Source organism: Microcoleus sp. M2_D5, assembly GCF_036701935.1.
GTDB lineage: Bacteria > Cyanobacteriota > Cyanobacteriia > Cyanobacteriales > Microcoleaceae > Microcoleus.
The window spans coordinates 16,478-41,108 of the sequence record NZ_JAUBRP010000035.1 but is presented as its reverse complement, the minus strand read 5'-3'; the positions used below and the strand labels follow the sequence as shown (position 1 = coordinate 41,108).

Below are 24,631 nucleotides of genomic sequence, written 5' to 3'. Positions count from 1 at the left end.
AGTTCTCTACTTACTAAAAACTGGTAAAATATAATTACTTTGCTGATTTGTATTAATTAATCTAAAAAATATTGGTATTTTGGTTCACTGGCTGTTGAGCAAATTAACTAAACCTGAAATAAATATTAAAATGAATATGTAAGATGCAACACAGCTTACCCTCCCTCGACCGCAATAAAATTAGTTTGCAATAATTAGTTTGCAAGGAGGACTTTAACCATCATAAAACTCGCTCGTACTTCCGCAGTCACTACAAAAGTTATAACGGTTATAATACCAGATTTCATATCATCACTGAGACTATTTCCTACGACTCCGACGCTCTAACTCTTTAATTACTCTCAGAACAAACAGCGACATTAAAGCGCCAATTAATGCCAGTTGCCACAACCCGCATCCTGCAGCCGTTCCTAAAGCTGCTGATACCCAAATAGCGGCGGCAGAGGTAAGCCCGTGAACTTCCGGTTTGCCTCTTTCCTGTTGATTTTGCCGCAGGATTTCTCCGCCTCCCAAAAACCCAATCCCGGCAGCAATGCCTTGAATTACCCGCGCTACAGCATCTCCTCCGTTTTCATTTTTACCCATTGCCAGCGGCATTAAAACAAACAGCGCACAACCCATGCTAACTAGCATATGAGTTCTCAATCCCGCTGGTTTGTTTCTGAGTTGGCGCTCCCATCCAATAATTCCGCCAACAAACATGGCTAGGCCCAACCTTAACAGTAAGCCTAGCCAATTATCGGGAGACCACAAGTTAGCGATCGACAATGTTTTACTGCAAATAATTAATCCGAAGATTCCAATATTAGCGGAGTACGATGTCCGATCGCAATCTCACTGCCAAATCTTGTTCCGGGCGAATCACCAGCACGTCAACGCTGCGCCGCCCCAACAATACTCCAGCTAAAGCGCCGATTCCAACGCCTCCCAATACTTCTTCAGTCGCGATCGCTTTGTCGCCGGTAATGCCTGCGAGTGCTGCTGCGGCGGCTGCACCCAAGGCGGCACCTTGCGCTACTGAACCTGTGCCAGCACCTTTTTGGACTCTTTCGGTTCGGGTAATAATTCCCGAATAGCCATCAATCCGATAGCGTTGGCGGCGGCTGATAATTAACTCTCTGGCAACAAATTGAGTACCGATTTGATTGCCTCTTCTGACAGGTTGCAGTGCCCCGACTATCTGGCTGCCTCCGGGGATTAACACTCTGCCTTGAGGTGTGCGGATGTCTTGCGCTACTGTTAAAGTTAAAGGTGAAGTTTCTTCGCGGGTGACAACTATTTTGTCTTTTTCATACCTAACTGGAATTACACTGCCCGACGGAATTCGGATGCTATCAAATTGGGAAATTCTTTGTTGGGCTTCTGCGGGAGTAGCTACCACCAGCGGCGCGCTGGTTCCAACTGTAATGCCCAGTGCGAGGATTGCTGCTGTTGCTGAACGCCATTTTTGAGAAGTAATCATATAAATTGTCTCCTTGCTTCGGTTTTTGTTTACTTAGGAACGCACTACTGCTAAATTTGTTTCTTGTTTCGCATTCATCTGATGTTTTGATTATGGCAGGCTGGAATTCTACCAGTTGGGAAGATAAGGTCGATAATCCAGAAGTTTAAAATTTGGAAAAATCTAGAAAATCCGCAAGACAGGGGCGATCGGGAAGATAAGGAAGATAGTCAACAGTCAATCGATTTTAGATTTTAGCTTTTAGATTTTAGATTAAAGAATTGAAGCATTCACCCCACCGATAAATACGTTCGGCAAGTTTCATCGGATACAGGTTTTTTATTTCTGGACGGATCGATCGCGTGGCGCGTATCCTGGATGCGGGAATTGTCAACAGTCAACAGTCAGCAGTCAACAATTAATTGTTGAGAGCGTTTAAAGCTAGCAAGCCAGCACCGAAAGCTGGTTCGTATCGGGGCGAAATTACCTTAGCTTTTGGGGCGATCGCACTTATGGCAGCCTCAAACCGACCCCGGCAATCTGCCTCTCCACCCCACACACCTCCTACGATCACAATTTCAAATTCTTCTGTTTGGTTAAATAACGCTGAAATGGCTATTTTTGTGGAATAGGTTAATTCTGCCACAGCATTATTGATAATGCAGTCAGCGACGCGATCGCCCTCTGCTGCGGCTCGATCGACAATCGGCGCTAAAGCTGCAATTTCTTTGACTCCCCAACCGCGCCCGTAAACAACTTCTACCAATTCTTCTAAGTTATTGAGGCCTAAATGCTTTTGAAATTTTTCCGCCAGCGCGGTAAAATCTTCGCGTCCGTCATAGAACTTCAAAGCAGCTTGCAAACCCTCAAGGGCGATGTTATACCCGCTGCCTTCATCGCCTAAAATATATCCCCAACCGCCGACTCGTTTAGTTTTTCCTTGACGGTTTTGCCCAAAAACAATCGAACCTGTTCCTGAAATAACGGCGATACCTACTGGATAACCTGTACCGCCAGCAAGTGCGATCGCGCAGTCGCTGCTAATTACTATATTCCTGGGCAGGAACGATCGGGTTACTGGTAAAGTATTCGTCAACTGCAAGTTCTGCACTACAAATTGCACTATTTCACGATCTTTTGGACGCCCGACTCCTGCTAGTCCCAGACCAATTGCTTCTATGTTGAGATTGCTATTCGTCTCGATTTTAGCGGACAGAACTGCTCGTTCGATCGCCAATTGGATGGATTGTTTTGCTGTCTCAATTCCCAGGGTTTGATAATTTGACGGCCCTGCTTCACCCCGTCCTAAAACAAGGTGGTTGTCATCCATTAAAAGGCAGATAGTTTTAGTTCCCCCGCCGTCGATGCCGAATACGTAGCTCATGAATAATTTAGAGAATAATAGAGCAACCCAGATTAACAGAGATATCTCTATTCTACGCTTTGTACAATCCGATTAAACTGAGATGTTGCACCATTGTCAATAAGCCTTTTAGGAACAGGCTTTTCGGCCTGTTCCACAAAGAGTAGATTTTTTTGTGGAACAGGCCGAAAAGCCTGTTCTTCAGAATGGTGCAAGATGTGAGATTAAATCGACAGAGCAATGCTAATAATAATTAAACCTAATAATGCTAACCAAACCAGATGGCGCTGACACCAATTTTTGATCGATTGCAGCCCGTCGCCGCTGCTGTAAGGGATCGTCTGCGGCACAAGTGGCTCAGCTCGATCGTGATAAAGCGTGCATTCTTTGGCAAAGGGACGCTGCGGGTAGTTGCAAGTGTCGTCTGCGTGATAAATACAGGTAGTACACAGAAATTCTTCGGGTTTCGATCGATAAAGAGGGATACCCGGATGACCGAAAGCTTTGAGGGGGATTTTGCAGTGCAGACAGGCGAGGGCGAGGGCGTCTACAGGTTGGTGACAGCGGGGGCAATCAGGCATAGACAGCAGGGTTATGGGGTAATGTGGTGGGTAGGCTCATTAGCGGGTTTTCCGAACGCCGAGAATGCGCGATCGGCTCGCCATCAGGTGGCTGGATGCTCCAAAATAGAAAGGTAGGTGTGCGCTGATGTAACTTTAAGTTTACAGATGGTTTCGCAGCGACTGCAGGCGACCTGAGCCGATCGGGTATGAAAGGGCAAACATTAGGAAAAATCTATGGATAACAATAGCAACTTACTCAAACAACTGGTAATGCTGGGCATTGGTACTACCTCTCTGGTGGCAGAGAAATTGCAGGAAGTCAGCGAGCAATGGGTCAAAGATGGCAAAATCAATCCCGAGCAAGCCAAAACCTTTGTCGATGACATGACCGAGCACATCAAGTCTGAACAGGGCAATTGGGAGACGCAGTTGCAGCGGCAACTACGGAATATGCTGCAAGATATGGGAGTCCCCCGACAGTCCGAAATGGATGAGTTGCGGGGAAGGCTCGATCGTTTGGAACGTCAGATACGGGATTTAGAAAACCGTAACTGGCGCTGAGTTCGATCCTCTTCTGCAAGCTTCGCTAACGCCCGCGAGGAGTTCGCTGCTATCTTGTGATAAGATTGTCATCCGAAGGCAGAAGGCTAAAAAAGGCACTTAGGTAGAAGCCATTTATGTAGAATTACAAACATTTTGACTTCATACTTTTGCCTTTAAAATTATCTGATACCAGCCCTTTTTTGGTGGAAAAGTTCAGATAAAATTTGGTATTTCTTGTTGTACTAGATGTCTTAGATATCTGAGATATCGCGGTTAAAAGTATTAGGAGGATAAATTTTGCGAGGAGTTTTAGTCAGCTTGGGAGTAATGCTGGTTTGCTTTTTGTTTTTGATAGTCGCTCAAATGGGCGGTTCTGGATCCCAAGCAGTTGCAGCCGAATTGAACAATCTTTTACCCGATACTGCTATCGAGAATTTGTCAGCGCAGTCTTTGAATGAAAATAGCTTGCTAGTAGCTGATGCTACTTTACTAGAGGTACCAGCTACTATCGCTGGCAATAACATGACTGATAATACTGAGAAAACTGTCACCACCGATTCCGGTCTAAAATATGTTGAATTGAAAGAGGGTAATGGGGCGACTCCCAAAACCGGGCAGAGGGTTGTGGTGCACTACACTGGAACTTTGGAGGATGGCACGAAGTTTGACAGTTCGCGCGATCGCAATTCTCCTTTTGAGTTCAAAATTGGCGTGGGTCAAGTAATTAAGGGTTGGGATGAAGGTGTCGGTACGATGAAAGTTGGAGACCGCCGCAAGTTGATTATTCCCCCTGAACTCGGTTACGGTGCTCGCGGTGCGGGCGGGGTTATTCCTCCTAATGCTACGCTGATTTTTGATGTGGAATTGTTGAAAATCGCTGGCTAGGTAGGTCAATATCATTCAACGTAAAACTTTTACGGTGTTTAGAAACTCGGTTTTTTTTAAGAAACCGGGTTTCTGTGTATGTTCTGGTGGATTTACGATCGCTTCGGAGATGCCAGATTGCGAAAGCAGGTATATTGGGCGTCAAATAATAGTTTGATGATTCCTGTGGGCCCGTTTCTGTGTTTGGTAATAATTACTTCTGCAATTTGGCGATCGGGCGAATCAGGGTTGTAATATTCATCGCGGTAGAGCATAATTACTAAATCCGCGTCTTGTTCGATCGAGTTGTGAACTATGATGTCATTAGCGACAAAATTATGCAGTGCAGGCACTGTTAAATCGTAAACCTCAGCTTCGCCATCAACTTCTATTGAGGCGATTTCATCCCAGTAAATATCGCTCTTAGATAAGAGGACAAGTTCATCACATTTAACAATTGTAGCTAATCTGAATGCTCGTTCCCGACCAAGGTTGTGTTTGTAAAGGGTTGTACCACAATATAAGTTGCCAAGCTGTGCTTGCATCTGGCGTGTAGTTAAACCAGATTGCTGCATAGCAGGAACAGCATACATTTTCCACACCTCACGCGGTATGACATCTCTATTAGTATTGCTAGAACGAATTTCAATGTATTCGGCAATTTCTGTTAGAGCTTGCTGTTTATAGTTACCTACTGCACCAATCAAATGAATAAACTTATCTAAATCAGGTCTTCCTGTTACCCAAACTTGATGTTGATCTCGCCCTTTCCCTGGCTGGGGGCTTAAAAATAAGCGGGCATTGATACCAAGTCTGAGTAAGAGTGACTGAACATCTATTGCCAATTTTTCACTACTGGAAGCATAGTAAACACTAGGGTAATGACATTTACCCCTACCTGTTTTTATGCAACCATCAGTACACCAAAGATGGCGTAAAAATAAAGCTATTGCTTCTTGAGGCTGCTCAAATATTTGATTAGGGACAAACTTCTGGTGAGAACGCAGACCAAAAACACCCAAAGCATCTAGCCATTCAGTTACAGGATTCCTCACATTATGTGTGAGATGATAGGCGGCAGGAAGATAAACTTGATACCAATCACGTTCTTTACAAATACGAGGTATGATTCGCTCTCCAAAGACTTCTATTGCAAGATTTGCAACTGTATTGGCTAAATCTTCCTCTCTAGTAGTGTATTGAATAACGTGTCGAGGAAGAGTACATCCGTCTCCAATCATGTGTCCTAGCAAGGCTATTTCGGCATTGTCCATCGATTGGATGAAGGAACTTGATACGTATCTAGGTAGGGCAATGCGGTCGCCTATTTTTAACTCGTCCAATCGCCGCCAGCCGTGAATGGTTAAGAACTTATGATTGCCAGTGGCTCTAATTGCCCGTCCCAAACGAGTTTGCAGTCGTAGTACAGGCTTAACACCTGTAGCAAAGGCATTGCTAACAACGGCTTTTTCTAACTGCATGGTGGCTTCATTGAGCGCCCAAACTGTGAAGCCTGATTTTCCTATTAATTCACGAATGGGTACGCGGACACCAGTATCTGCTAGCATTACCAAACTATCACCTGTTAAGCAGCCGCTTTCTCTCAAATCAGACATCATCGGCCGCTTGTTTGTCCTCGCTTCCACACCCCGACTCAACTGAGATAAGGCAATAATCGGCACGTTGAGTTCCCGGGCTAAACCTTTAAGACTTCTGGTAATTCGAGATAGTTCTTGCACGCGGTTGTCGCTGCTACCTTCCATTAATTGCAGGTAATCTAGCAATACTAATCCTAGGGTTCCGCCTTGTTCTGCTTGGAGGCGGCGGACTTTCGATCGTATTTCTGTGACGGTAATATTGGGAGTATCGTCAATAAACAGCGGTAGTTCTGATAAATTGCCAATGGCTGTACTGATGGGTTCCCATTCGTTTTGACTGATTCTACCCGATCGCAACCTGTTACTTTCTATTTTAGCTTCGCTGGACAGGATACGCTGCACTAGCTGTTCTTTCGACATTTCTAAACTGAAAATGGCAACCGGTAATTTCTGCTGTCCGGCGGCGATGTGGTGGGCGATGTTGGTACAGAAAGCTGTATTGTGAACGCAGATATCGTTAGCCACAAAATTGTGCGTCTCCGGGATAGTTAAGTCGTAGACTTGCTTGTTTCCCATCGGTTCGATAGAAACTATTTCATCCCAGTAAACCTCGCTATCTGCCAGTTGTTTCAGCCATAAATTATCTAAAGCAGTTGCTAAAACTAAAAATCTTTCCCTGGACAGCGCACGTTTACCAACGTGGATATTTGAATGACCTTTGATACCTGCGCGTTTTGCTAAGGATGCCCAAGATTCGTTGCCTTTTGCTAATGCTAGGTATTCCCAAGCCTCGACAGGAATTAAATCGCGGTTAGTTTGGTATTCTTTATTTTCTAATGCTTCTTTTACTTTAAATAATGCTACATCTTTGCCAAAAATGCCAATTTCTGATATGAATGTTTTGATAGATTTGGCGTCAGTAATATCGATTTGCCAAGCTGGTCTGCGAGTATTTTTGTATTTGACAGAACGCTTTTTGAGGGCAGCAATGATGCCAAATCTCAGCAGTAGATGCTGTACCTGTCTGGCTAGTTGTTCGCTGACAGAACAGTAGCCTAGTTGAGATTGACCGCTGGTAAGCACGGTTGCCCAGCCGTCTGTTGAAAAGAGGCGGTTGAGAAAAAGGGCAACTTGCGATCGTTCTAATTTAAAAACTATATCTGGTACTGTTTTCTGGTGAGCATTTTTTCCCATCAGACCTAACTTTTCTAACCAGTATCTCAGCGGATTTCTATGCTTAATATTAATAGCCTCCATTCCTGGTTCGACCAACTCTTCGGGGTCTACTTCTAGATATTCACAGACGCGACTAAATAATTCTCGCTTTGGGAATGCCGTGCCTTGTACCCAAGATGAGGCTAAAACTGGTAAAATTTGCAATTTTTGAGCGAATTCTTCAACCAATAAATGTCGTTTTTCAAGCTCTCTCTGTAGATTGCAAGCAAAGAAGTCTATTCTCTCTATATAACCTTCTCGATCGCCAATGATATAATATTCTGGTGTGCGTCTCCCTTGAGCCCTGAAGCGTAGTTTCAGACCTCCGAAGCTACTAGCAGCTTCAGCAAAGTCTTGCAGTATAGCAGTATTTCCATTGGTGAAGCGTGGCGCACTCTGTGTCAAACACCCGTCGCCAATTAGATAAGCTAATAGCTTAACTTCACAGTCGCGGATGGTTTCTCGACCAAAAACATTCATCCGGCGAGGTACAGCAATCTTATCGCCTGCTTGTATTTCCGCCAACTGTCGCCAACCCTTAATTGTTAAAAATGGGTGTGTAATTGTAGTTTCTATAAATCGTCCCAATCTGGTTGTGACGCGAAATACAGGCTTAATTCCATCATCTATAAAAGCCGATGGTATAGTTAGATGAAACTTCCAATCTTTTCCTAAAGTTAGTAATTCTGCTTGACGTTTATAATAGATTTGTTGTATAGTAGAAAGGCTTCCATCAGCTCCTACAATTAAGGTGTTTTTTTCCTGGCATTTGCCCATCGCCGGCCTAGCAGCAACGATGATTAAATCCGATCGCTGAAAGCCTCCTGTCATAGCATCTAAGTCATAGAAACCGCAGGGAATACCGGGAAGTGTGAGGCCTTCATTGCGATTTTCTAGGTCTTGAAATGTTTGGTTTAGTGTTTCGCCGATCGACACTAAATCCTGTTGCGGGCGTTCTTGAGTTATGCTAAAAATTTCTTGTTCGGCGCGGTCTAAGACGGTTTCTAGTGGTGTTGCCGTCTCGTAACCTAACTGTACTATGTTGTTGCCAGCTTCGATTAATTTCCGGCGCTGATATTTGTCTTCAACTAAAACTGCATATTGGTCGATGTTGACTGCGGAAACTGTGCGATCGACTAATTGTGCTAATTTAGTTAGTCCTCCTACTTGCTCTAACTGGTTGCGGTCGGTTAGCGCAGTAGTTACCGTCATTAAATCGGTAGGTTGACCCTGTAAAAATAGCGCTAATGCCGATCGATAAATGACTTGATGAGCGGTGATGGCAAAAAACTCCGGTCGCAGAAGTTCGGCAATTCGGGAAATAGCTTCGGGGTCAATTAAAATCCCGCCCAAAATTGCTTCTTCTGCCTCTATATTTGTCGGCATCAAATCGCTCATTTGTCAATAGTCCTCAGTCAGTCGATTTTAGATTTTAGATTAAAGATTTTAGATTTACTCTACAGATGAATCTGGGAGCTTGAACAAGATCCTAAAATTTTAGGTTCGACTCTCATGAGCGTCGGGGCTTGTGTCAGTTTTTCCGGCGGGGTCATTAGTTATTATCAGTGTAAGGTTTTGTAGGAGTGCGCTCTGTCGCGAGCTCGCGTTTATACCAGACTCACGCTCTCTCGATCTCGCACTCCTGAAAAAATGCTTCTTACTCTCTGGAGAGATGCTCCGGTTCTCAATCTGCAAGTTAGCGTTATTGAGTTCCTTACTTAGCAGTGCTTAGTTGTTAGCTAATGACTGATGACTAACAACTAATGACTGACAACTCTTAATTACATTGGAACAACTTGAATATCAACTTCGGCGGTAACTTCGGCGTGTAGTTTGATTTCAGCTTTGTATGTACCAGTTTGGCGAATTTCGGGTAGGGTGATGCCGCGCCGATCGACTTCTTGACTGGTAGAGTTGAAAATCAATTCTGCTACTTCTTGGTTGGTGACAGTACCAAAAATCGCGTCTCCTTCGCCAACTTGCTTGGAGATAATGAAAGGCCCAGCCGATTGGAGGGCGGTTTTGCGGACTTCAGCTTGCTGCTTGAGCTCTAGCTGGCGCAGTCTTTCTTCTTCACGGCGGCGCTCTGCTTGCTTGAGAATGCCCGGAGTGGCTCTAAATCCCATTCCTTGGGGTACTAGATAGTTGCGGGCGTAGCCTGGGGCTACTTCTACTACGTCGCCAGCTTTGCCGAGTTTGCTGACATCTTTATTTAAAACTAATTGAACGCGCTTGGCCATGATCGTGGGTTGTGGGGTTTTAACTGCAACTTTTTATAATAGCGAAGTTTTAGGGGCGATCGCAAGGGAGTTAGGCAACGGATTATGTAGCGGATGTAACGGATGTAACGGATGTAACGGATGGATGTTGAGATTCGAGGTTCGAGATTCTAGGTTCGACGGAAGAAACAAGGATAATATTTTTAACGGGCAAATTCAGTTTGAAATTACGCAAAACGGGGGTGCTGTAATGAGCCAAATCAACTACCGTGCAATGTCTTACCGAGCGCTCAGGCTTTATTTTTCAGGCGCTGGGCGACGATCGATCTCGCTACAGTAGCAACTAACTGGGTCGGATCGATCGGCTTGGCTAAGTGTTTGTCAAATCCGGCTTGCAAAACTTGGCGCTCGTTCGCTTCTCCAGCATAGGCCGTTAAGGCGATCGCCAACAACTGCCGATACTCAGGCGCAAGCTGAGTGCGGATGCGATTTATCAACATATACCCGTCCATCTGGGGCATTCCGATGTCGCTGACGAGCAAATCCGGTGCAGTTTGTTCGATCGACTGTAGCACCTCAGCAGCAGATGACAGGGAAATCACCTCTGCACCCGCTTCCTCAAGCACGAAAGCGACAAAATCTCGCGAGTCGAGTTCATCATCTACCACTAAAATTCTCAATCCAGCTAACGGCAAGGATGAGAGTTCGGGACTAGCAGCCCCATTGACAGCTTTCTCCTCCTGCCTTCTAGAATCATCATTTAATAGCGGTAATCTCACCGTAAACGTCGCTCCTTGACCTTCTCCTGCGCTTTCTGCAAACACCGTTCCGCCGTGAAGTTCGACGAGTTGGCGGACGATCGCCAATCCCAGTCCCAAGCCGCCAAATTTGCGAGTTGTAGCGCCATCTTCTTGTCGGAAATGGTCAAAAACATAAGGCAAGAAATCGGGAAGAATGCCTTTGCCAGTGTCTGTGACTTGAATTTGAGCTTGGCGTGCGATTTGCCCTAATCGAACTTCAACTCTACCGCCTTCAGGCGTGAATTTCACCGCATTTGATAACAAATTCCACACAATTTGCTGCAAGCGACTTGTATCGCCGAGAACTTGCCCGACATCGGTATTTAAGATTGTTTGGATTTGAATTTTTTTAGCTTCTGCTGCTAATTGCACGGTTTCCACAGCAGAGGGAATAATGGTTGCCAGATTCACCGGAGCAACATTCAATCTGAGTTTTCCTTGCAGAATCCGAGACACGTCAAGCAAATCTTCGATTAATTGAGATTGCAGTCTGGCGTTGCGCTCGATCGTCTCAAAAGCCTTGGCACTTTGATTCGCGTTCAGCTTGCCGCCGACGAGCAGTTGCGACCAGCCTAAAATCGGATTCAGGGGCGATCGCAACTCGTGAGAAAGCACCGCCAGAAATTCGTCTTTAATGCGGTTAGCTCGCTCCGCTTCCGCGCGGGCAGTTTGTTCTAATTGGAGAACTATATCGCGCTCGGTTTCCACTTGTTTGCGCTCTGTAATGTCGATTACAGAGCCGATATAACCCTCAAATTGTCCGCTTTCGGAAAATCTGGGAGCAGCAGCATCGATCGCCCAAGAATATCCGCCATCCTTACGCCCGACGCGATATTCCACGCGGAAATGTTCCTGGCGTTCGTTGGCGGTCAAAAATGCGTTCTTGACCTGTTCTCGGTCTTCTGGATGCAGCGCGTTTACCCAACCCAATCCCAAACCTGTTTCCTCAGTTTGACCTGTGAATTCATACCAGTTGTCGCTCAAGAAAGTGCAATAGCCTGTGGAGTCTGTTACCCATACCATAAAAGGAGCGTTGTTAGCCATAGTGCGGAATCGTTCTTCGCTCTCAAGCAGCGCTGCTTCTGCTTGTTTGCGTTCTGTGATATCCCGACAGACAACGACTCCGCCGTTGATTTCGCTGCTAGTATCAACTACCGGATAACCGCTGATACTGATCCAGCGACCTTCGGAATCTTCGCGGCGGACAAATACCTCTACATCGTTGACATATTCACCTTTGATTGCTCTGGCTAGAGGTAGTTCAGCGTCGGGGAAGAAAGTTTTTTTATCTGCCAAAAATAGTCCGTAGGTGCTCGACCATTCCTCACAAGATTTTTCATTCGATAGCTGACCGAATATTCCTACGGCAGCTCGGTTAAACAACACAAACTCCCCTTGTTGGTTGGCCAAAATTAAACCATCGCCAATGCTGTCAATGATGACTTGCAGTAACTTAGTTTGTTCTTCCCGGGCGACTTCTGCTCGTTTGCGATTTGTGATGTCGTTGGAGATGCCAATCAAGCCGATGACTTCTCCTGCCTGATTGCGATAGGGAGCTTTCATGGCCACGAATGTCCGAATGCCATCGGGAGATTCTTCGACGACTTCTGTTTTGCCGGATTCCATAATGCGCCGATCGTTGTCCGTGACTGTGGCTCCAAGTTCTGCTATTGGGTATAAATCGCGATCGCGCCGGCCAATTACTTCAGCAGCAGGTTTTCCGAGTACGTCCAGCGTGGCTGGATTTGCATAAATAATCCGTCCTTCTCGATCTTTAACAAAAATTGGCGTGGGCGCTGACTCGTTAATCAGATTCAAAATCGCATTCTTTTGCTGCAGTTCTTCTTCAGTGCGTTTGCGATCGCTAATATCCATAAAGGCCGCGACACAGCCTCGAACTGCGCCCTGTTCGTCAAATAACGGCACCGCATTCACCAACCAATCAAAGGCTACCCCGTCCTCGCGCACCATTTGAATTTCCACATCTCGCACTTCGACGCCGGAAGCCGCAGCTACTTGCATTGGCAATTGTTCTCCGGGAATTTCTTCTCCGTTGCGGAATCGTCTAAACGGAAGGGCTGCGGCTTGCTCTCCGGTTCCCGAAACATTTGTATCGGGCGGCACTATCAACATCGACTGGGCAAATCGGTTAGGGCGAATTACTTTACACTGCGGGTCGCGGGCGATCGTAATGCCGACGGGTACAGCATCAAGTATCGATTGCAGTTCATTAACTCGCCGTTCTAGTTCTTGGTTGAGGCGTTGAATTTCTTTTTTGGTAGCATTGCGTTCGGTAATTTCATGCACCGTTACATTCACGCCCAGAACGCGATCGTCCTCGGCTTTCAGGGGATAGAGACTCAACAGCCAATCCTGTTCTTGTTCTGGCTGTGCTGAGTTCGTCCTGCGAAGTTCGAGCTGTTGGAGTGGAACTTTAGTTTCAATAACTTGTCGGTAAAGCGGCTCTAAATCATCTGCCATTTCTGGTAAGATTTGGCGCAATGTTTTGCCGATGTGGGCGGCGGCTGGAACTCCGTTAATTTCTGCTAGCCGATCGTTGAGGCGGACAAACCGCAACTCGGTATCGACAAAGCAAAGTCCGATCGGCGCACTAGCATAAATCGCCTCGATTTCTGCTAGTTGTTGATGTGCCGTTTGCGCTTGTTGAATAAAAACAGCCCGATCGGCCTTCTGCTGAGTCACATCTTGAAAATAAACGGCCAGCCCCGATGGGATGGGATAAGCACGTACCGCATACCAAGCATTGAGCGGCGGATAAAAAGATTCAAAACTAACTGTAACTTGGAAGGTGGCGGCGTTGCGATATTCCTGTTCAAACAAACTGCCCACTGATTCGGGAAACTCTTCCCAAATGCTATTGCCAATCAAATCTTTCGAGGGTCGATTCAGCCACCGCGCTGCTTGCGAATTGAGGTAGGTAAATCGCCAGTCTCGATCCAATGCAAAGAACCCGTCCGAAATACTTTCGAGGGTGTCTGAGAGTTGTGGCGCGGGCGCGTTACCAACTGGTTCGGACTTTTGTTGAACGATAGGAGTGAAGGTTGTTACTACCGCATAGGGAGTCGATCGATCTGCCTGAAATAAAGGTTGAGAATTGAGCGTCAGCCAAATCAATTCTCCCTGTGGCCGATCGAAGCCCATGATGACATTTAAACACGGCTGCCCGGTTTGCAGCGCCACCATCGCCGGATGCGTCTCTCCGGGAAAATCCGAGCTATCTTCACGCAGAGTCTGCCAGCGACTGTTGATTGAAGTGCATAAGAGCATCTGTTCTGCTGTCATCCCCAACAGATCCTGGGCGTGAGAATTGCACCCCTGAATGCTACCATCTGCCAATTGCAGAACCATCCCTACATCAGTTGCTAAAGGCGCGGCTGGGTAAAACGCTTTGTTAAAATCCGTTGAAACAGAGGGGTCGATTTTTGCTTGGGGTTCAGTATTGCCTGGGTTTTGCATCAGTTTCTAACAACGCTCATTTTACTTTTAGCAAAGCAAATCGCCCTCAATAATAGGGAAGTAACCAGAGGAACTTGTGATTTGAGCAGGGTGACACTTCAAACCTAAGATGGATGTCGATCGTTCTGCGGTAATATCGATATCTAGACAATTTATTTTATCGTAGAGTCCCACGTCTTAACCATTTGCGGGATTCGGCAGAGGCGACGGGGAATTTTCTGGCTGTTTCAAATACCAGGTTAGTCCCTCTCATCAGTTTTCCGTGTTGCTGCATATTACCAACGGCTGTTGCTGGTTTTCGCGCGAACAGATGGCACTTGCACACAGGTAAATAAGTGGATTAAGCTTGACAATACATCAGCCCTCTCTTGCAGCGAGTGAAACGAAGCAATCCCTCTTGTTAGGCCCGCCTTACATTGTGGTAAACTTTATTTGCGCCTACCTACTTAAAAACTCGGTTTCGTGTAAACCCGATGGTAAATTTAGGCAAGGTTATGTTCGTCTCAACGGTAAACGGGCGATCGTATTTACCCCATACAGGGCCGCCTGCTTCCTGCTGTGCCGACGTTTGTGTCAAGTTTGACAATTCCCGCATCCAGGATACCCGCCACGTGATTCATCCGTCCATAAATAAAAAACCTGTATCCGAGAAACTTGCCGAACGTATTTATTTCGCGCAAGTGAATGCTTCAATTCTTTAATCGATTGACCGCGCGCCTTTTACCTTTGTTAATTTCACAAACTTAATCCTATGCACATATTCATCGCCGGCGATCGCAACTATATTCTGGGGTTGGCAGCACTTCTTAAGTCTATAGATTTGAATGTTAGTAAATCAGGACAAGAGCAGGTAAAAATTACCATTGTATCTACTGGCATAGATCCACAGCAAAAGGAACAGTTACAGAATTGCTGCAAATACCAGATTGAATGGCAAGAATTGCAATCTAGTTACGACCAACTGCTTTCCCTGTCAGGTTCTAAACTTACTTACGTTAGATTGGAGCCGCAAAAATATACCAAGGAAACAGAAAGGCTGATTTGGCTCGACAGCGACACGATCGTTCTGGGAAGTTTAGAGGCGCTGTGGAACCTAGATATTAAAAAAATGCCGATAGCAGCCGCACCCAACGTCTGGGGAAATCCGAACAATTCTCAAGATCGAAACCCTTATTTCAATGCTGGCGTTTTAGTTTACAACATGAAGATTTGGGAGGAAGAGCAACTGTCAGAAAAGTTGATGGAAAACGCTCGATTAAACCTTTGGGTGGATCACGATCAGGGTGCATTAAATTCATTTTTAGCGGGAAGGTGGAAGCAATTAGACCAAATCTGGAACAACCACAAGACTGATGATATGTCAAGTAAAGTGATGCACTTTATGTCAAGACCGAAACCGTGGGAAAGCTCAACCCCCAATCAATTATGGCTCGATATGTTGTCTCAGACACCGTTTAAGGACGAAGTGGACAAAATTCCCAAGAAGTTTAATTGGCTGTCGAGCTTTAAGATAAAATACAGATCGTTTGGCCAGTGGTTGAGGGAACCGATACTCAAGTTTAAGAGTTACCTGAAGAGAAAAAAACGTTAAGGTCAATCAATTTTAGATTTTAGATTTTAGATTTTAGAATTGAAGCATTGACTTGCGCGAGATGAATCACGTGGCGGGTATCCTGGATGCGAGGGGGTCAAAATTGGTCTTTCATGCCGCGCAATCGAGCGAAGGTTTGCACTGGATCGGAGGTGTTGGCGGCTGATTGGAGGTTGGGAAAATCCCAGCGCAAAAACGGGTTTGTGCTTTTTTCGAGGCCGATCGATGATGGTATTGTAGGTTGCGATCGACTGCGCGCTTCTTTGACTTCGGCGAAGCGCTGCTGTAATTCGGGATTGTCGCGATCCACACTCAAGGCAAATTGCAGGTTGTTCAGCGTGTATTCGTGGGCGCACCAGACTCTCGTACTATCGGGCAAGTTTCGCAGTTGCCGCAGAGAGGCTAACATTTGGGCGGGAGTGCCTTCTTTGAGCCTGCCGCAGCCTCCGGCAAATAAGGTGTCGCCGCAAAACAACTCGCCGGTTTCGCTGGGGTTGCTGGGGGGGAAATAGTAGGCGATGTGAGCTTTTGTGTGGCCGGGTAGGAAGAAGACTTCGGCGGTTCTGTTGGCGAAAGAAACTCGATCGCCCGCTTGTAAAAACACTTGCTGTCCGGGTATTCTGCCTCGGTCTTCTGCGCCGCCGTAAACTTTAATTTGGGGAAAACGATCGATCAGTTCCTGATTGCCGCCTACGTGGTCGCTGTGGTGGTGGGTAATGAAAATTGCGGTTAATTCGGCTCCGAGCGATCGCAGTTGCTCTAATACTGGCTGCGAGCGTGCTGGATCGACGACTGCTGCGGTGCGGCGATCGGGGTCGTGCAGCAAAAAAATGTAATTGTCGGACAGTACCGGAAGCCGATAAACCTGCATAGAAAAGTGCCTCTCTCGGAAAAATATTATATACTTAAGTTACTCTGAACGCTATCCGAAGGCTGATTGCAGATTTATTAAGTTCGCATATCTATCTTGGGATGTAAAACTTGGGATGTAAAACTTGGGATGTAAAACTTGGGATGTAAAACTTGGGATGTAAAACTTGGGATGTAAAACTCCGATCCGTTATTTCTGCTGTGCCAGCAAATTGATTGGCGGTCGAGTACGCACCAGTTTTGAGTCAATAACTACAATCGGCTTTAACTATTCTGGCATAAAAGCGATCGAATAAATGCGAACATCTCACAACAAATCAAACTTAACAATTTCTCAAAAAGTCGATCGGATTTTAGCGTCTGGGAAGATAACTCGCAGGGAACATTTAGTTTTGACTTCGGCTATCCTGTCAGATGATAAAATTTCAGAAGAGGATCGACATCAAATCAATCGGATATTTGATTATATCCAAATTGGTCGCCTCAAGTTTATCGATTGAAATTGTAAAATCCCTACCAGACTTCTTGCAGCTACAAAAACAGGCAGAATAAAATGAGTGCAGAAAAACCAACTATTTTGGTGACGGGCGGAGCTGGATATATTGGCTCTCACGCAGTATTAGCGCTGAAAAACGCCGGTTACGGTGTGGTGATTTTGGATAATTTAGTTTACGGTCACAGAGATTTAGTAGATCGGGCTTTGCAGGTGGAGTTAGTAGTTGGCGACACGAACGATCGCACTCTTCTCGATAACTTGTTTGCTACGCACAAGATTGATGCTGTAATGCACTTTTCTGCTTACGCTTACGTGGGCGAATCTGTTACCGACCCAGCTAAATATTATCGCAACAATGTCATCGGCACTATTACGCTCTTGGAAGCAATGATCGCTGCTGGGGTGAAGAAATTTGTGTTTTCTTCTACTTGCGCGACTTACGGTGTACCGCACAAAATTCCGCTCACAGAAGACCACCCGCAAAATCCGATCAATCCCTACGGTGCTACTAAGTTAATGGTAGAACGGATTTTGTCGGATTTTGACGCTGCGTATGATTTCAAGTCTGTTTGTTTCCGCTATTTTAACGCGGCTGGGGCTGACCCTAACGGGTTGTTAGGAGAGGATCACAATCCAGAAACTCACCTGATCCCGCTGGTGTTGTTCGCGGCTTTGGGTAAACGAGATTCGATCGCGATTTTTGGCACGGATTACGAGACTCCTGACGGTACTTGCATCCGGGATTACATTCACGTTAACGATTTGGCGTCTGCTCACATTTTGGGCTTAGAATATTTGCTCAATGGTGGCCAATCTGATTTCTTTAATTTGGGCAACGGCGGCGGGTTTTCGGTGAAAGAGGTGATAGAAACGGCTCGCCAAGTGACGGGAAAAGAGATTAAGGCTGTTGAGTGCGATCGGCGTCCGGGCGACCCGCCTGCTTTAGTTGGCAGCAGCAAAAAGGCGATCGAAATCTTGGGTTGGTCTCCAGAATATCCCGACATTAAGAACATTATCTCCCATGCTTGGCAGTGGCACCAAAAGCGTCACAGTTAGCATAAACTCAAATAAAAAAAGTGCAAAAATTGAGTCAAAAATAATGTTAAACAGTCACAAAGATTTTTGTTTTTGCACCTTAGCTTTTGGAAAAAAGTATCGCGAATTAGCCAAACAACTAGCAGCAGACTTAGAAAGTCATTCTCTAGGGACGATGCTAGTTGTTTGTACTGACTACCCAAAGGACTTTCAAAATTTGACGAATGTTTTCGCCTTTAAAAAAAGCCGCGAAGGTGTAGATTATTGTTATAATGATAAACGATTTGCACTAAAAAAAGCCTTAGAATTATGCCGCGTGGCAATTTTTGTGGATGCAGATACAAGAATTCTAGGAAAAGTGCCGGAGAGAGAATGGATGTCAGGAATTACTTGTAAAGGGTTTATTCCCATTCTAGAACATCCACCAAATCAATCATTGCCGGGGAGAAGAGAGGCAATTCATAAATTAGCAAAAAAGCTAGAAATATCATTAAAAAATGTAAGTTTTGTTCAAGAGAATTTGTTCGTAATTGCGAGAGATTGTGGGAAAGAAATTCAGTTTATTCAAGAATGGGGAAAGATTGGAAGATTTTTTGAAGTGCAAAAAGTCAAAACAAAAGACGGCAATCCCATTGGGTTAGCATCTGCTAAAGTTGGGTGGAATATTCGTAATGACGGCTGGCAGGAACTAGCTCAAATTATGGATCATTCTTTTGCTCATTGGGACTGGCAAAAAAATCAAGTAAGAACCTTTTGGGATAAAGTTGCGGATAAATTGCAGTTTGAGCATTGGCAATATCTCTATCGGTTATTAAAAACACAGTTAATTGCCTTGTTAAATTTCAATTTTTACTATCGTTAGAAAAAAGATATGGATAGAGGATTTATCACCATTTTAATTGGATTGTACTCATTTCAAGACTGCATACATTTTCTAGCCTCAGTCAGGAAATTTCACCGCGAACCAATTATTATTTTAATAGATAGAATTCCGCGATTTTTATATCCTTTACTTTGGGTGTTCGGAAATGTGAGATTGCAGGCCGCACCGAAACACGAAAATCCTGTTTTAGCATCGCGACAAGCTAAGCTGGCTTTGCATCAACAATCTCCTTTTGAGAAAACTATTTATCTGGACTGCGATATTTGTTTGCTGTCGCCAATATATGAAGTTTTTGACTATCTTGATGAAGTAGATTTGCTGATAACAGAAGACGTGCAGCCTGCAATTCCTAAAGCGGCAAATTTATTAAGAGTCAAGCAGGATATTCTGTCAACTTTGCAGTCTGTCGGGTTGCCATTACATGAAAATAGCATTCAATACAATGGCGGATTTATAGCTTTTACGAAAAGCGGTAAAACTCAGGAATTGTTTATAAATTTTAAGAAATATTTCGATATGGTAGTGGCGCATCAAAATGTGCTACTGTTGAAAGACCAGGGCGCTTTTGCTGCTGCTGTTGAATCGGTGAAACCGAAAATGACAACTTTGTCCCCGGTTTACAACTACTTGGATAAGTGGAAAGATGTTTATACGATCGACAAACCGATTAAAGTAATGCACTGCACTTATCCTTACCGCCCTCAGTACGCGAAGAACGTGACGCGATCGCTCTTTACTAGAATAGTCGATCGCATGGCTAAAATATTTTTACCAAATCAACTTAACAATCCCTGGCGTTTAAAATAATTAAAGTTTGTTGGCAAACTGCATCAAAAGCAACAAAGTTTTGCCCAAACACAAAAAAATTAGCTTCAACATATCCGAAAATTTACCTAGAAGAATTATTGCTGGCTTGAATAACAGTCTTGGGTTCATTATTGTGTTTTTTGACCAAAAGACGCGTTGCCGCCCTTTCCCCTGCTTAAAAATCTGGTTGCTTTGGTCGGGAGTGCGTGAGTCCCCATAGCCTTGACAAAAGCTCGGTTAAGCAGGAAAATTAAACAAATGTTTTAAACAAAATACTCAGTGAAAGTTTCATTAGTAGTGAGCGATTTGTCAGGAGGAGGTGCAATTCGTGCTTTTTTATTAGCTCAAGTCTTGATAGAGCTTAAATGTGATGTAGAAGTTGTTGGATTTCAGTTTGGCAAGGAATTGTACGCTACTCCTCCCAGAGACATCCCGGTATGTGCGATACCGGGTAAAAATTATCCGGGGTTTTTAATGGATGCTCAAAAACTTTGGAAAAAAATAGATGGGGATATTATTTATGCAGTTAAACCTAAACCTACAAGCTTTGGATTATCACTGCTAAAAAAACTGGCGACTCGCCACTCTATAATTTTAGATATAGACGACTGGGAACTGAGCTGGTACGGAGGAGATGAATGGCAATACCGTCCCTCTTTCAAACAAGTTTATCGAGATATTTTTAAACATAACGGTCAATTGAGAGAACCAGATCATCCCCTCTATCTCAAGTGGATGGAAGGTCTCATTCACCGTGCGGATGCAGTCACCGTTGATACTGAGTTTTTACAACAGCGTTTTGGTGGTGTATATTTGCCTAATGGTAAGGATACTGCAATGTTCGACCCTGCTAAATACAATCCTGAATTGAGCAGACAGCGTTACGGCTTGTCCGGGTATAGAATCTTAATGTTTCCCGGTGCGCCGCGACCTCACAAAGGTGTTGAGGATGTTTTGATGGCCCTCGAACAGTTAAATGAACCCGATTTAAAATTAGCGATCGTCGGCGGGAGTCCTTATGATGATTATGATGATAAACTTGTGAAACAATGGGGGCGTTGGATTATTAAACTGCCAAGGTTTCCAGTGGAGACGATGCCGTCGGTTGTAGCGGCGGCTCATGTTGTCGTTGTTCCTCAGCGAGCAACTCTCACAGCCGTGGCTCAGTTTCCGCTCAAGCTAACAGATGGTATGGCAATGGCTAAGCCTGTTTTATCTACGCGAGTCGGGGATATTCCAACAATTTTAGGAGGAACGGGTTATTTAGTCGAACCGAGTTCTCCCGCTCAAATTTCACAAAAAATTCAATGGATATTTCAAAACTTGACAGCGGCTAATTTACAAGGAATGAAAGCTAGGGAAAGATGTGTGAGAAAATATAGTATTCAAGCAATGAAACCGATACTTTCAGAAATAATCGCAGGTATATAAATGTTAGTTTAAAACTACTCAAGGGAGGAAGAAAAGCTGGCTGTTATTCAAGAATATTTTGAGATGCCGTACTGTTTAGCTGGGAATGCTTCATGTCTGCCAATAAGCTACTCCTAAAATTTGCCAGACGATATCCCGGCAGGATTCTCTTAACTGTGATGCTGGGCTTTTCTGGCGCTTTATTCAACGGTATCAGCACTACTCTGATTGTACCAGTGCTTTTGAGTTTTTTAGAGGAAACTATCGAGCTGCGGGGTGCTCCACCTCTAATTAAAACTTTGATGTATCCCTTTGAGGGAATGCCCGGAAATCAGCGTTTAATGTTGATGACCGGGGCGATTGTGCTGGCAATTTTTTTAAAAAATATTGCGAGTTATATCAATACTTTAGTAGCTACTTCTCTGACGCGCTCTCTGACTTTTGATTTGCGAGAAGCAGGTTTGCGGTTGTTGTTAGAAGTAGATTTAGATTTTTACTCTAAAACAAAAGTCGGGGATTTAATTAATAGATTGGGCGGAGAGATTGGTCGGACTGCTAGTGCAGTTGGTACGGCCATCGGAATGTTTACTACGTCAATCACGGTTTTGGTGTTTGTGGGCCTGCTACTTTCTATCTCGTGGAAACTGACGGTGACAGCTACAGTTTTGCTGGCGTTAGTTGCTTGGGCAAATCAATATATTATTAACCGTTCCAAGCATTTTGGCCACCTACTTTCTGAAATGTCGAAAGATTATTCGGTTAGGGTGCTGGAAACGATTACGGGGATTCGGCTGGTTAAGTCAACGGGGAACGAGGAAAGAGAGTATCAGCGGATAAAGTATTTAATTCAAAGGCGAGAACAAGCGGATTTTCATGCTCAGGTAAATTATGCGGCGATCGCCCCAATTAACGAAGTTGTTAATTTGATAGTTATAATTTTGATTGTATTTATAGGTCGCACCATATTTGCGAATGAGATAGAGTCTATTGCTACAATTTTATTAACCTACTTATTGGTACTTTTTAGGTTAATTCCTTTAATTTCACAGTTGAATAGCGGGCGCAGTCAATTTGCTAATACCTCGGCTAGTGTAGAGGTGGTTAATGATTTTTTGAGCTGCGAGGACAAGCCATTTATGCTGAACGGTTCTGTGCCTTACACTCATTTGCGATCGGGAATTCATTTTAATAAAATATCTTTTAGTTATCCCAATCACAAGAATTTAGTTCTGCAAGGAATTGATTTATTTCTACCTCACGGCACTACTTTAGCTTTGGTAGGAACTTCGGGTTCTGGGAAGTCAACTTTGGCAGATTTACTGCCGAGATTTTACGATCCTACTGAAGGTCATATCTCGATCGATGGTAGAGATTTGCGCGAATTTGAGCTGAAAAGTCTCAGACAAGCGATGGGTATTGTTAGCCAAGATACGTTTTTGTTTAATGCTTCTGTGCGCGAAAATATTGCTTACGCTAGGCCTCAAGCGACTGAGGAAGAAATTGTGGAAGCGGCGAAGGGAGCTAATGCTTACGAGTTTATCCAACTGTTGCCGGAGGGGCTGGATACTCAAATTGGCGATCGGGGCGTGATTTTATCGGGAGGGCAGCGTCAGAGAATTTCAATTGCTAGAGCCCTGCTGCAAAACCCGGAAATCTTAATTTTAGATGAGGCAACGAGTTCGCTGGATACGGTTTCGGAAAGGTACGTGCAAGCGGCGATCGAGAAATTGAGCTGCGATCGCACAACCTTAGTCATCGCCCACCGCCTCTCCACAGTCCAAAAAGCCAACAAAATCGCCGTGATCGATCGCGGGCAAGTAGTAGAAATGGGTTCCCACGAAGAATTGCTAGCAAAAGGAGGATACTACACTCGCTTGTATTCAGTGCAATTTGCCGAAGAAACCGCTCGCGATGAAGCTCTAATTAGAGGTTCTTACGAAATTCGCACTCGCCTGACTCCCATGATAGCTTACCTCAAAATGCTCGTAGATGAAATGGTAGACTCTCCCGAAGAAAGAGACGAGTTAATCAGAGAATCATTTCACTCTGCTGCTAATATTTTCACGACTTTAGAATTTATAGAAAAGACTATTAAGCGTCAGGCTGTTAAAAAGTAGTCATTAGTCATTAGTCGGTTGGCAGTTGGCAGTTGGCAGTTAACAGTCAACAGTCAACATTCAATAGGAAAAATTCCCAATTCCCAATTACCATGTCTAAATATTATGTATTTTTCACCAGAAATGTCTTGCCACAACCCAATGTAGCGAGCTTAGTTCAAGTTGCACACTCTGCTAATGCCGCAGCAAACCTCGGTTATCGAGCCGTTTTGGTATACCTCCGTAAAGGCTGGAGTGCTTTGAATCCGGTTGATTTGCTTTTTCCTTTTCAACCCAGGAAACCAGATGACAAACTTGCCAATATTTACAATATTCAAGATAAATTAAAAGTAGCAGATTTACCGATGCCGTGGCCGATCGACCTTTGGGACAGCAAGTGGACGAGTTCCAGTACAATAGTATCAAAATACTACTTACCGATTCACCTGCTTAAATCAACTAAAATTGTCCACACCCGCGACTGGAACTTTGTCAAAGCAGCAGTTAAAAACGGAATTCCCGCTATCTACGAACAGCACCACCATGAAAACAAGCAATTTGAATCAGAAATTGTCCGCAATCCTCTGTTTCAGATTTCCGTAACTGTTGCAGATACAGTCCGAGACAGCATGATTAAGAATGGAATGCCGCCGGAAAAAGTAATTAAACTGCACAACGGTTTCAATCATTTGTTTCTCGCGAGACAAACAGAAGCTGCCCAGAATTGGCGACAGAAATTATTAGAAGATGACAGACAGCATTTAGCAGTTTATGCGGGAGGACTTTACCCGTTTAAAGGTGTTGATATGTTGGTGGATGTGGCTGAGGAATTGCCGCTGGTTCAGTTTGCGATCGCGGGCGGTGATTCATCCCAAGTAACAGCATACCAGCAATTAGCAAAAGACAAGCAAGTTAACAACATTAAATTTCTCGGCTACATCCCTCAAAATCAACTGGCTAGCTTGCTGCAAGCAGCCGATGTTTTGACTCACCCGCACTGTTTGACAGAAGCCGCGACGTTCACATCTCCTTTAAAATTCTTTGATTACATGGCATCGGGAACTCCGATTGTTGCGACGGAGATTGCATCTTTAATGGAATTTAAATCGGGAAATATAGCAGCAACTTGGTGCGAACCGGATAACCCGCACCATTTCGCGCAAAGCATTCGAGATTGTTTAACAAAATATCCGAGGAAAATCGAAGGTTATGCAGAAACATTGAATTTTGTCAAGCGATTTTCGTGGGAAAATAGGATAGAAAGAATTTTAAGTTATGTGGATGAGTCATTGGTAGGGTGCGTCAGTCCGCAGGCGACAGACAATTGATAAAATTATCAAAACTGACGCACCATTAACTG

Annotated in this window: 19 protein-coding genes; 11 read left to right on the top strand and 8 right to left on the bottom strand. The window is 44.6% G+C overall.

What is annotated here, in order from left to right; all coding sequences use genetic code 11:
* Positions 1-300 precede the first annotated feature (300 nt).
* The 4 genes from QUA50_RS16260 to QUA50_RS16245 all read right to left on the bottom strand — a co-directional run bounded on the left by QUA50_RS16260 (position 301) and on the right by QUA50_RS16245 (position 3,385).
* Positions 301-768 carry an MgtC/SapB family protein gene (locus QUA50_RS16260; protein ID WP_333299479.1) on the bottom strand — a complete coding sequence of 156 codons (468 nt, stop codon included), beginning with the start codon at positions 766-768 and terminating at the stop codon, positions 301-303.
* Between the two features lie 37 nt (positions 769-805).
* Positions 806-1,462 (bottom strand): hypothetical protein, encoded by a 657-nt coding sequence (locus tag QUA50_RS16255; RefSeq protein ID WP_333053838.1) that lies wholly within the window; start codon positions 1,460-1,462, stop codon positions 806-808.
* 397 nt (positions 1,463-1,859) lie between these two features.
* Positions 1,860-2,825, bottom strand: coding sequence for a BadF/BadG/BcrA/BcrD ATPase family protein (locus QUA50_RS16250; protein ID WP_333265081.1), 966 nt, complete (start codon positions 2,823-2,825; stop codon positions 1,860-1,862).
* A gap of 203 nt (positions 2,826-3,028) precedes the next feature.
* The gene (locus QUA50_RS16245) at positions 3,029-3,385 is read right to left on the bottom strand and encodes a zinc ribbon domain-containing protein (protein ID WP_333265080.1); all 357 of its coding nucleotides are present in this window, start codon (positions 3,383-3,385) and stop codon (positions 3,029-3,031) included.
* A gap of 216 nt (positions 3,386-3,601) precedes the next feature.
* Here QUA50_RS16245 and QUA50_RS16240 point away from each other — a divergent pair, with 216 nt between their 5' ends.
* Both QUA50_RS16240 and QUA50_RS16235 read left to right on the top strand, forming a co-directional pair.
* Positions 3,602-3,928, top strand: coding sequence for a phasin family protein (locus tag QUA50_RS16240; protein ID WP_333265079.1), 327 nt, complete (start codon positions 3,602-3,604; stop codon positions 3,926-3,928).
* A gap of 279 nt (positions 3,929-4,207) precedes the next feature.
* A complete protein-coding gene (locus tag QUA50_RS16235; protein ID WP_333265078.1) occupies positions 4,208-4,795 on the top strand; it encodes an FKBP-type peptidyl-prolyl cis-trans isomerase in 588 nt (195 codons plus the stop codon).
* Positions 4,796-4,887: 92 nt separating this feature from the next.
* Here the strand turns inward: QUA50_RS16235 and QUA50_RS16230 are convergent, their stop codons facing one another.
* The 3 genes from QUA50_RS16230 to QUA50_RS16220 all read right to left on the bottom strand — a co-directional run bounded on the left by QUA50_RS16230 (position 4,888) and on the right by QUA50_RS16220 (position 14,083).
* Positions 4,888-8,985, bottom strand: a complete 4,098-nt coding sequence (locus tag QUA50_RS16230; protein WP_333265077.1) for a replicative DNA helicase — start codon at positions 8,983-8,985, stop codon at positions 4,888-4,890.
* A gap of 383 nt (positions 8,986-9,368) precedes the next feature.
* A complete protein-coding gene (rplI, locus tag QUA50_RS16225) occupies positions 9,369-9,827 on the bottom strand; it encodes a 50S ribosomal protein L9 (protein WP_333265076.1) in 459 nt (152 codons plus the stop codon).
* A 269-nt stretch (positions 9,828-10,096) separates the two neighbouring features.
* Positions 10,097-14,083 (bottom strand): PAS domain-containing protein, encoded by a 3,987-nt coding sequence (locus QUA50_RS16220; RefSeq protein WP_333265075.1) that lies wholly within the window; start codon positions 14,081-14,083, stop codon positions 10,097-10,099.
* Positions 14,084-14,577: 494 nt separating this feature from the next.
* On the opposite strand from QUA50_RS16220, the gene QUA50_RS16215 reads away from it, so the two are divergent.
* Together QUA50_RS16215 and QUA50_RS16210 are read left to right on the top strand one after the other, a co-directional pair.
* Positions 14,578-14,784, top strand: a complete 207-nt coding sequence (locus tag QUA50_RS16215) for a hypothetical protein (RefSeq protein WP_333265074.1) — start codon at positions 14,578-14,580, stop codon at positions 14,782-14,784.
* A gap of 50 nt (positions 14,785-14,834) precedes the next feature.
* Positions 14,835-15,674: a glycosyltransferase gene (locus QUA50_RS16210; RefSeq protein ID WP_333265073.1), complete on the top strand. Its 840-nt coding sequence runs from the start codon at positions 14,835-14,837 to the stop codon at positions 15,672-15,674.
* A 97-nt stretch (positions 15,675-15,771) separates the two neighbouring features.
* On the opposite strand, the gene gloB is transcribed toward QUA50_RS16210, so the two are convergent.
* Entirely contained in the window at positions 15,772-16,545 is a 774-nt protein-coding gene (gene gloB / locus QUA50_RS16205) for a hydroxyacylglutathione hydrolase (protein ID WP_333265072.1), read from the bottom strand.
* Positions 16,546-16,840: 295 nt separating this feature from the next.
* Between gloB and QUA50_RS16200 the strand changes: the two genes are divergently transcribed.
* The 7 genes from QUA50_RS16200 (at position 16,841) to QUA50_RS16170 (ending at position 24,599) form a co-directional block, all read left to right on the top strand.
* On the top strand, positions 16,841-17,044 hold the full coding sequence (locus QUA50_RS16200; RefSeq protein WP_333265071.1) for a hypothetical protein: 204 nt from the start codon (positions 16,841-16,843) through the stop codon (positions 17,042-17,044).
* 53 nt (positions 17,045-17,097) lie between these two features.
* Positions 17,098-18,096 carry a UDP-glucose 4-epimerase GalE gene (galE, locus tag QUA50_RS16195; protein WP_333265070.1) on the top strand — a complete coding sequence of 333 codons (999 nt, stop codon included), beginning with the start codon at positions 17,098-17,100 and terminating at the stop codon, positions 18,094-18,096.
* Between the two features lie 43 nt (positions 18,097-18,139).
* Entirely contained in the window at positions 18,140-18,937 is a 798-nt protein-coding gene (locus QUA50_RS16190) for a hypothetical protein (RefSeq protein ID WP_333298461.1), read from the top strand.
* A 9-nt stretch (positions 18,938-18,946) separates the two neighbouring features.
* Positions 18,947-19,765: a hypothetical protein gene (locus QUA50_RS16185; RefSeq protein ID WP_333265068.1), complete on the top strand. Its 819-nt coding sequence runs from the start codon at positions 18,947-18,949 to the stop codon at positions 19,763-19,765.
* A gap of 279 nt (positions 19,766-20,044) precedes the next feature.
* Entirely contained in the window at positions 20,045-21,196 is a 1,152-nt protein-coding gene (locus QUA50_RS16180; RefSeq protein WP_333265067.1) for a glycosyltransferase family 4 protein, read from the top strand.
* A 92-nt stretch (positions 21,197-21,288) separates the two neighbouring features.
* Positions 21,289-23,292, top strand: coding sequence for an ABC transporter ATP-binding protein (locus QUA50_RS16175; RefSeq protein ID WP_333265066.1), 2,004 nt, complete (start codon positions 21,289-21,291; stop codon positions 23,290-23,292).
* 92 nt (positions 23,293-23,384) lie between these two features.
* Positions 23,385-24,599 (top strand): glycosyltransferase family 4 protein, encoded by a 1,215-nt coding sequence (locus QUA50_RS16170; protein ID WP_333265065.1) that lies wholly within the window; start codon positions 23,385-23,387, stop codon positions 24,597-24,599.
* Positions 24,600-24,631: the final 32 nt, after the last annotated feature.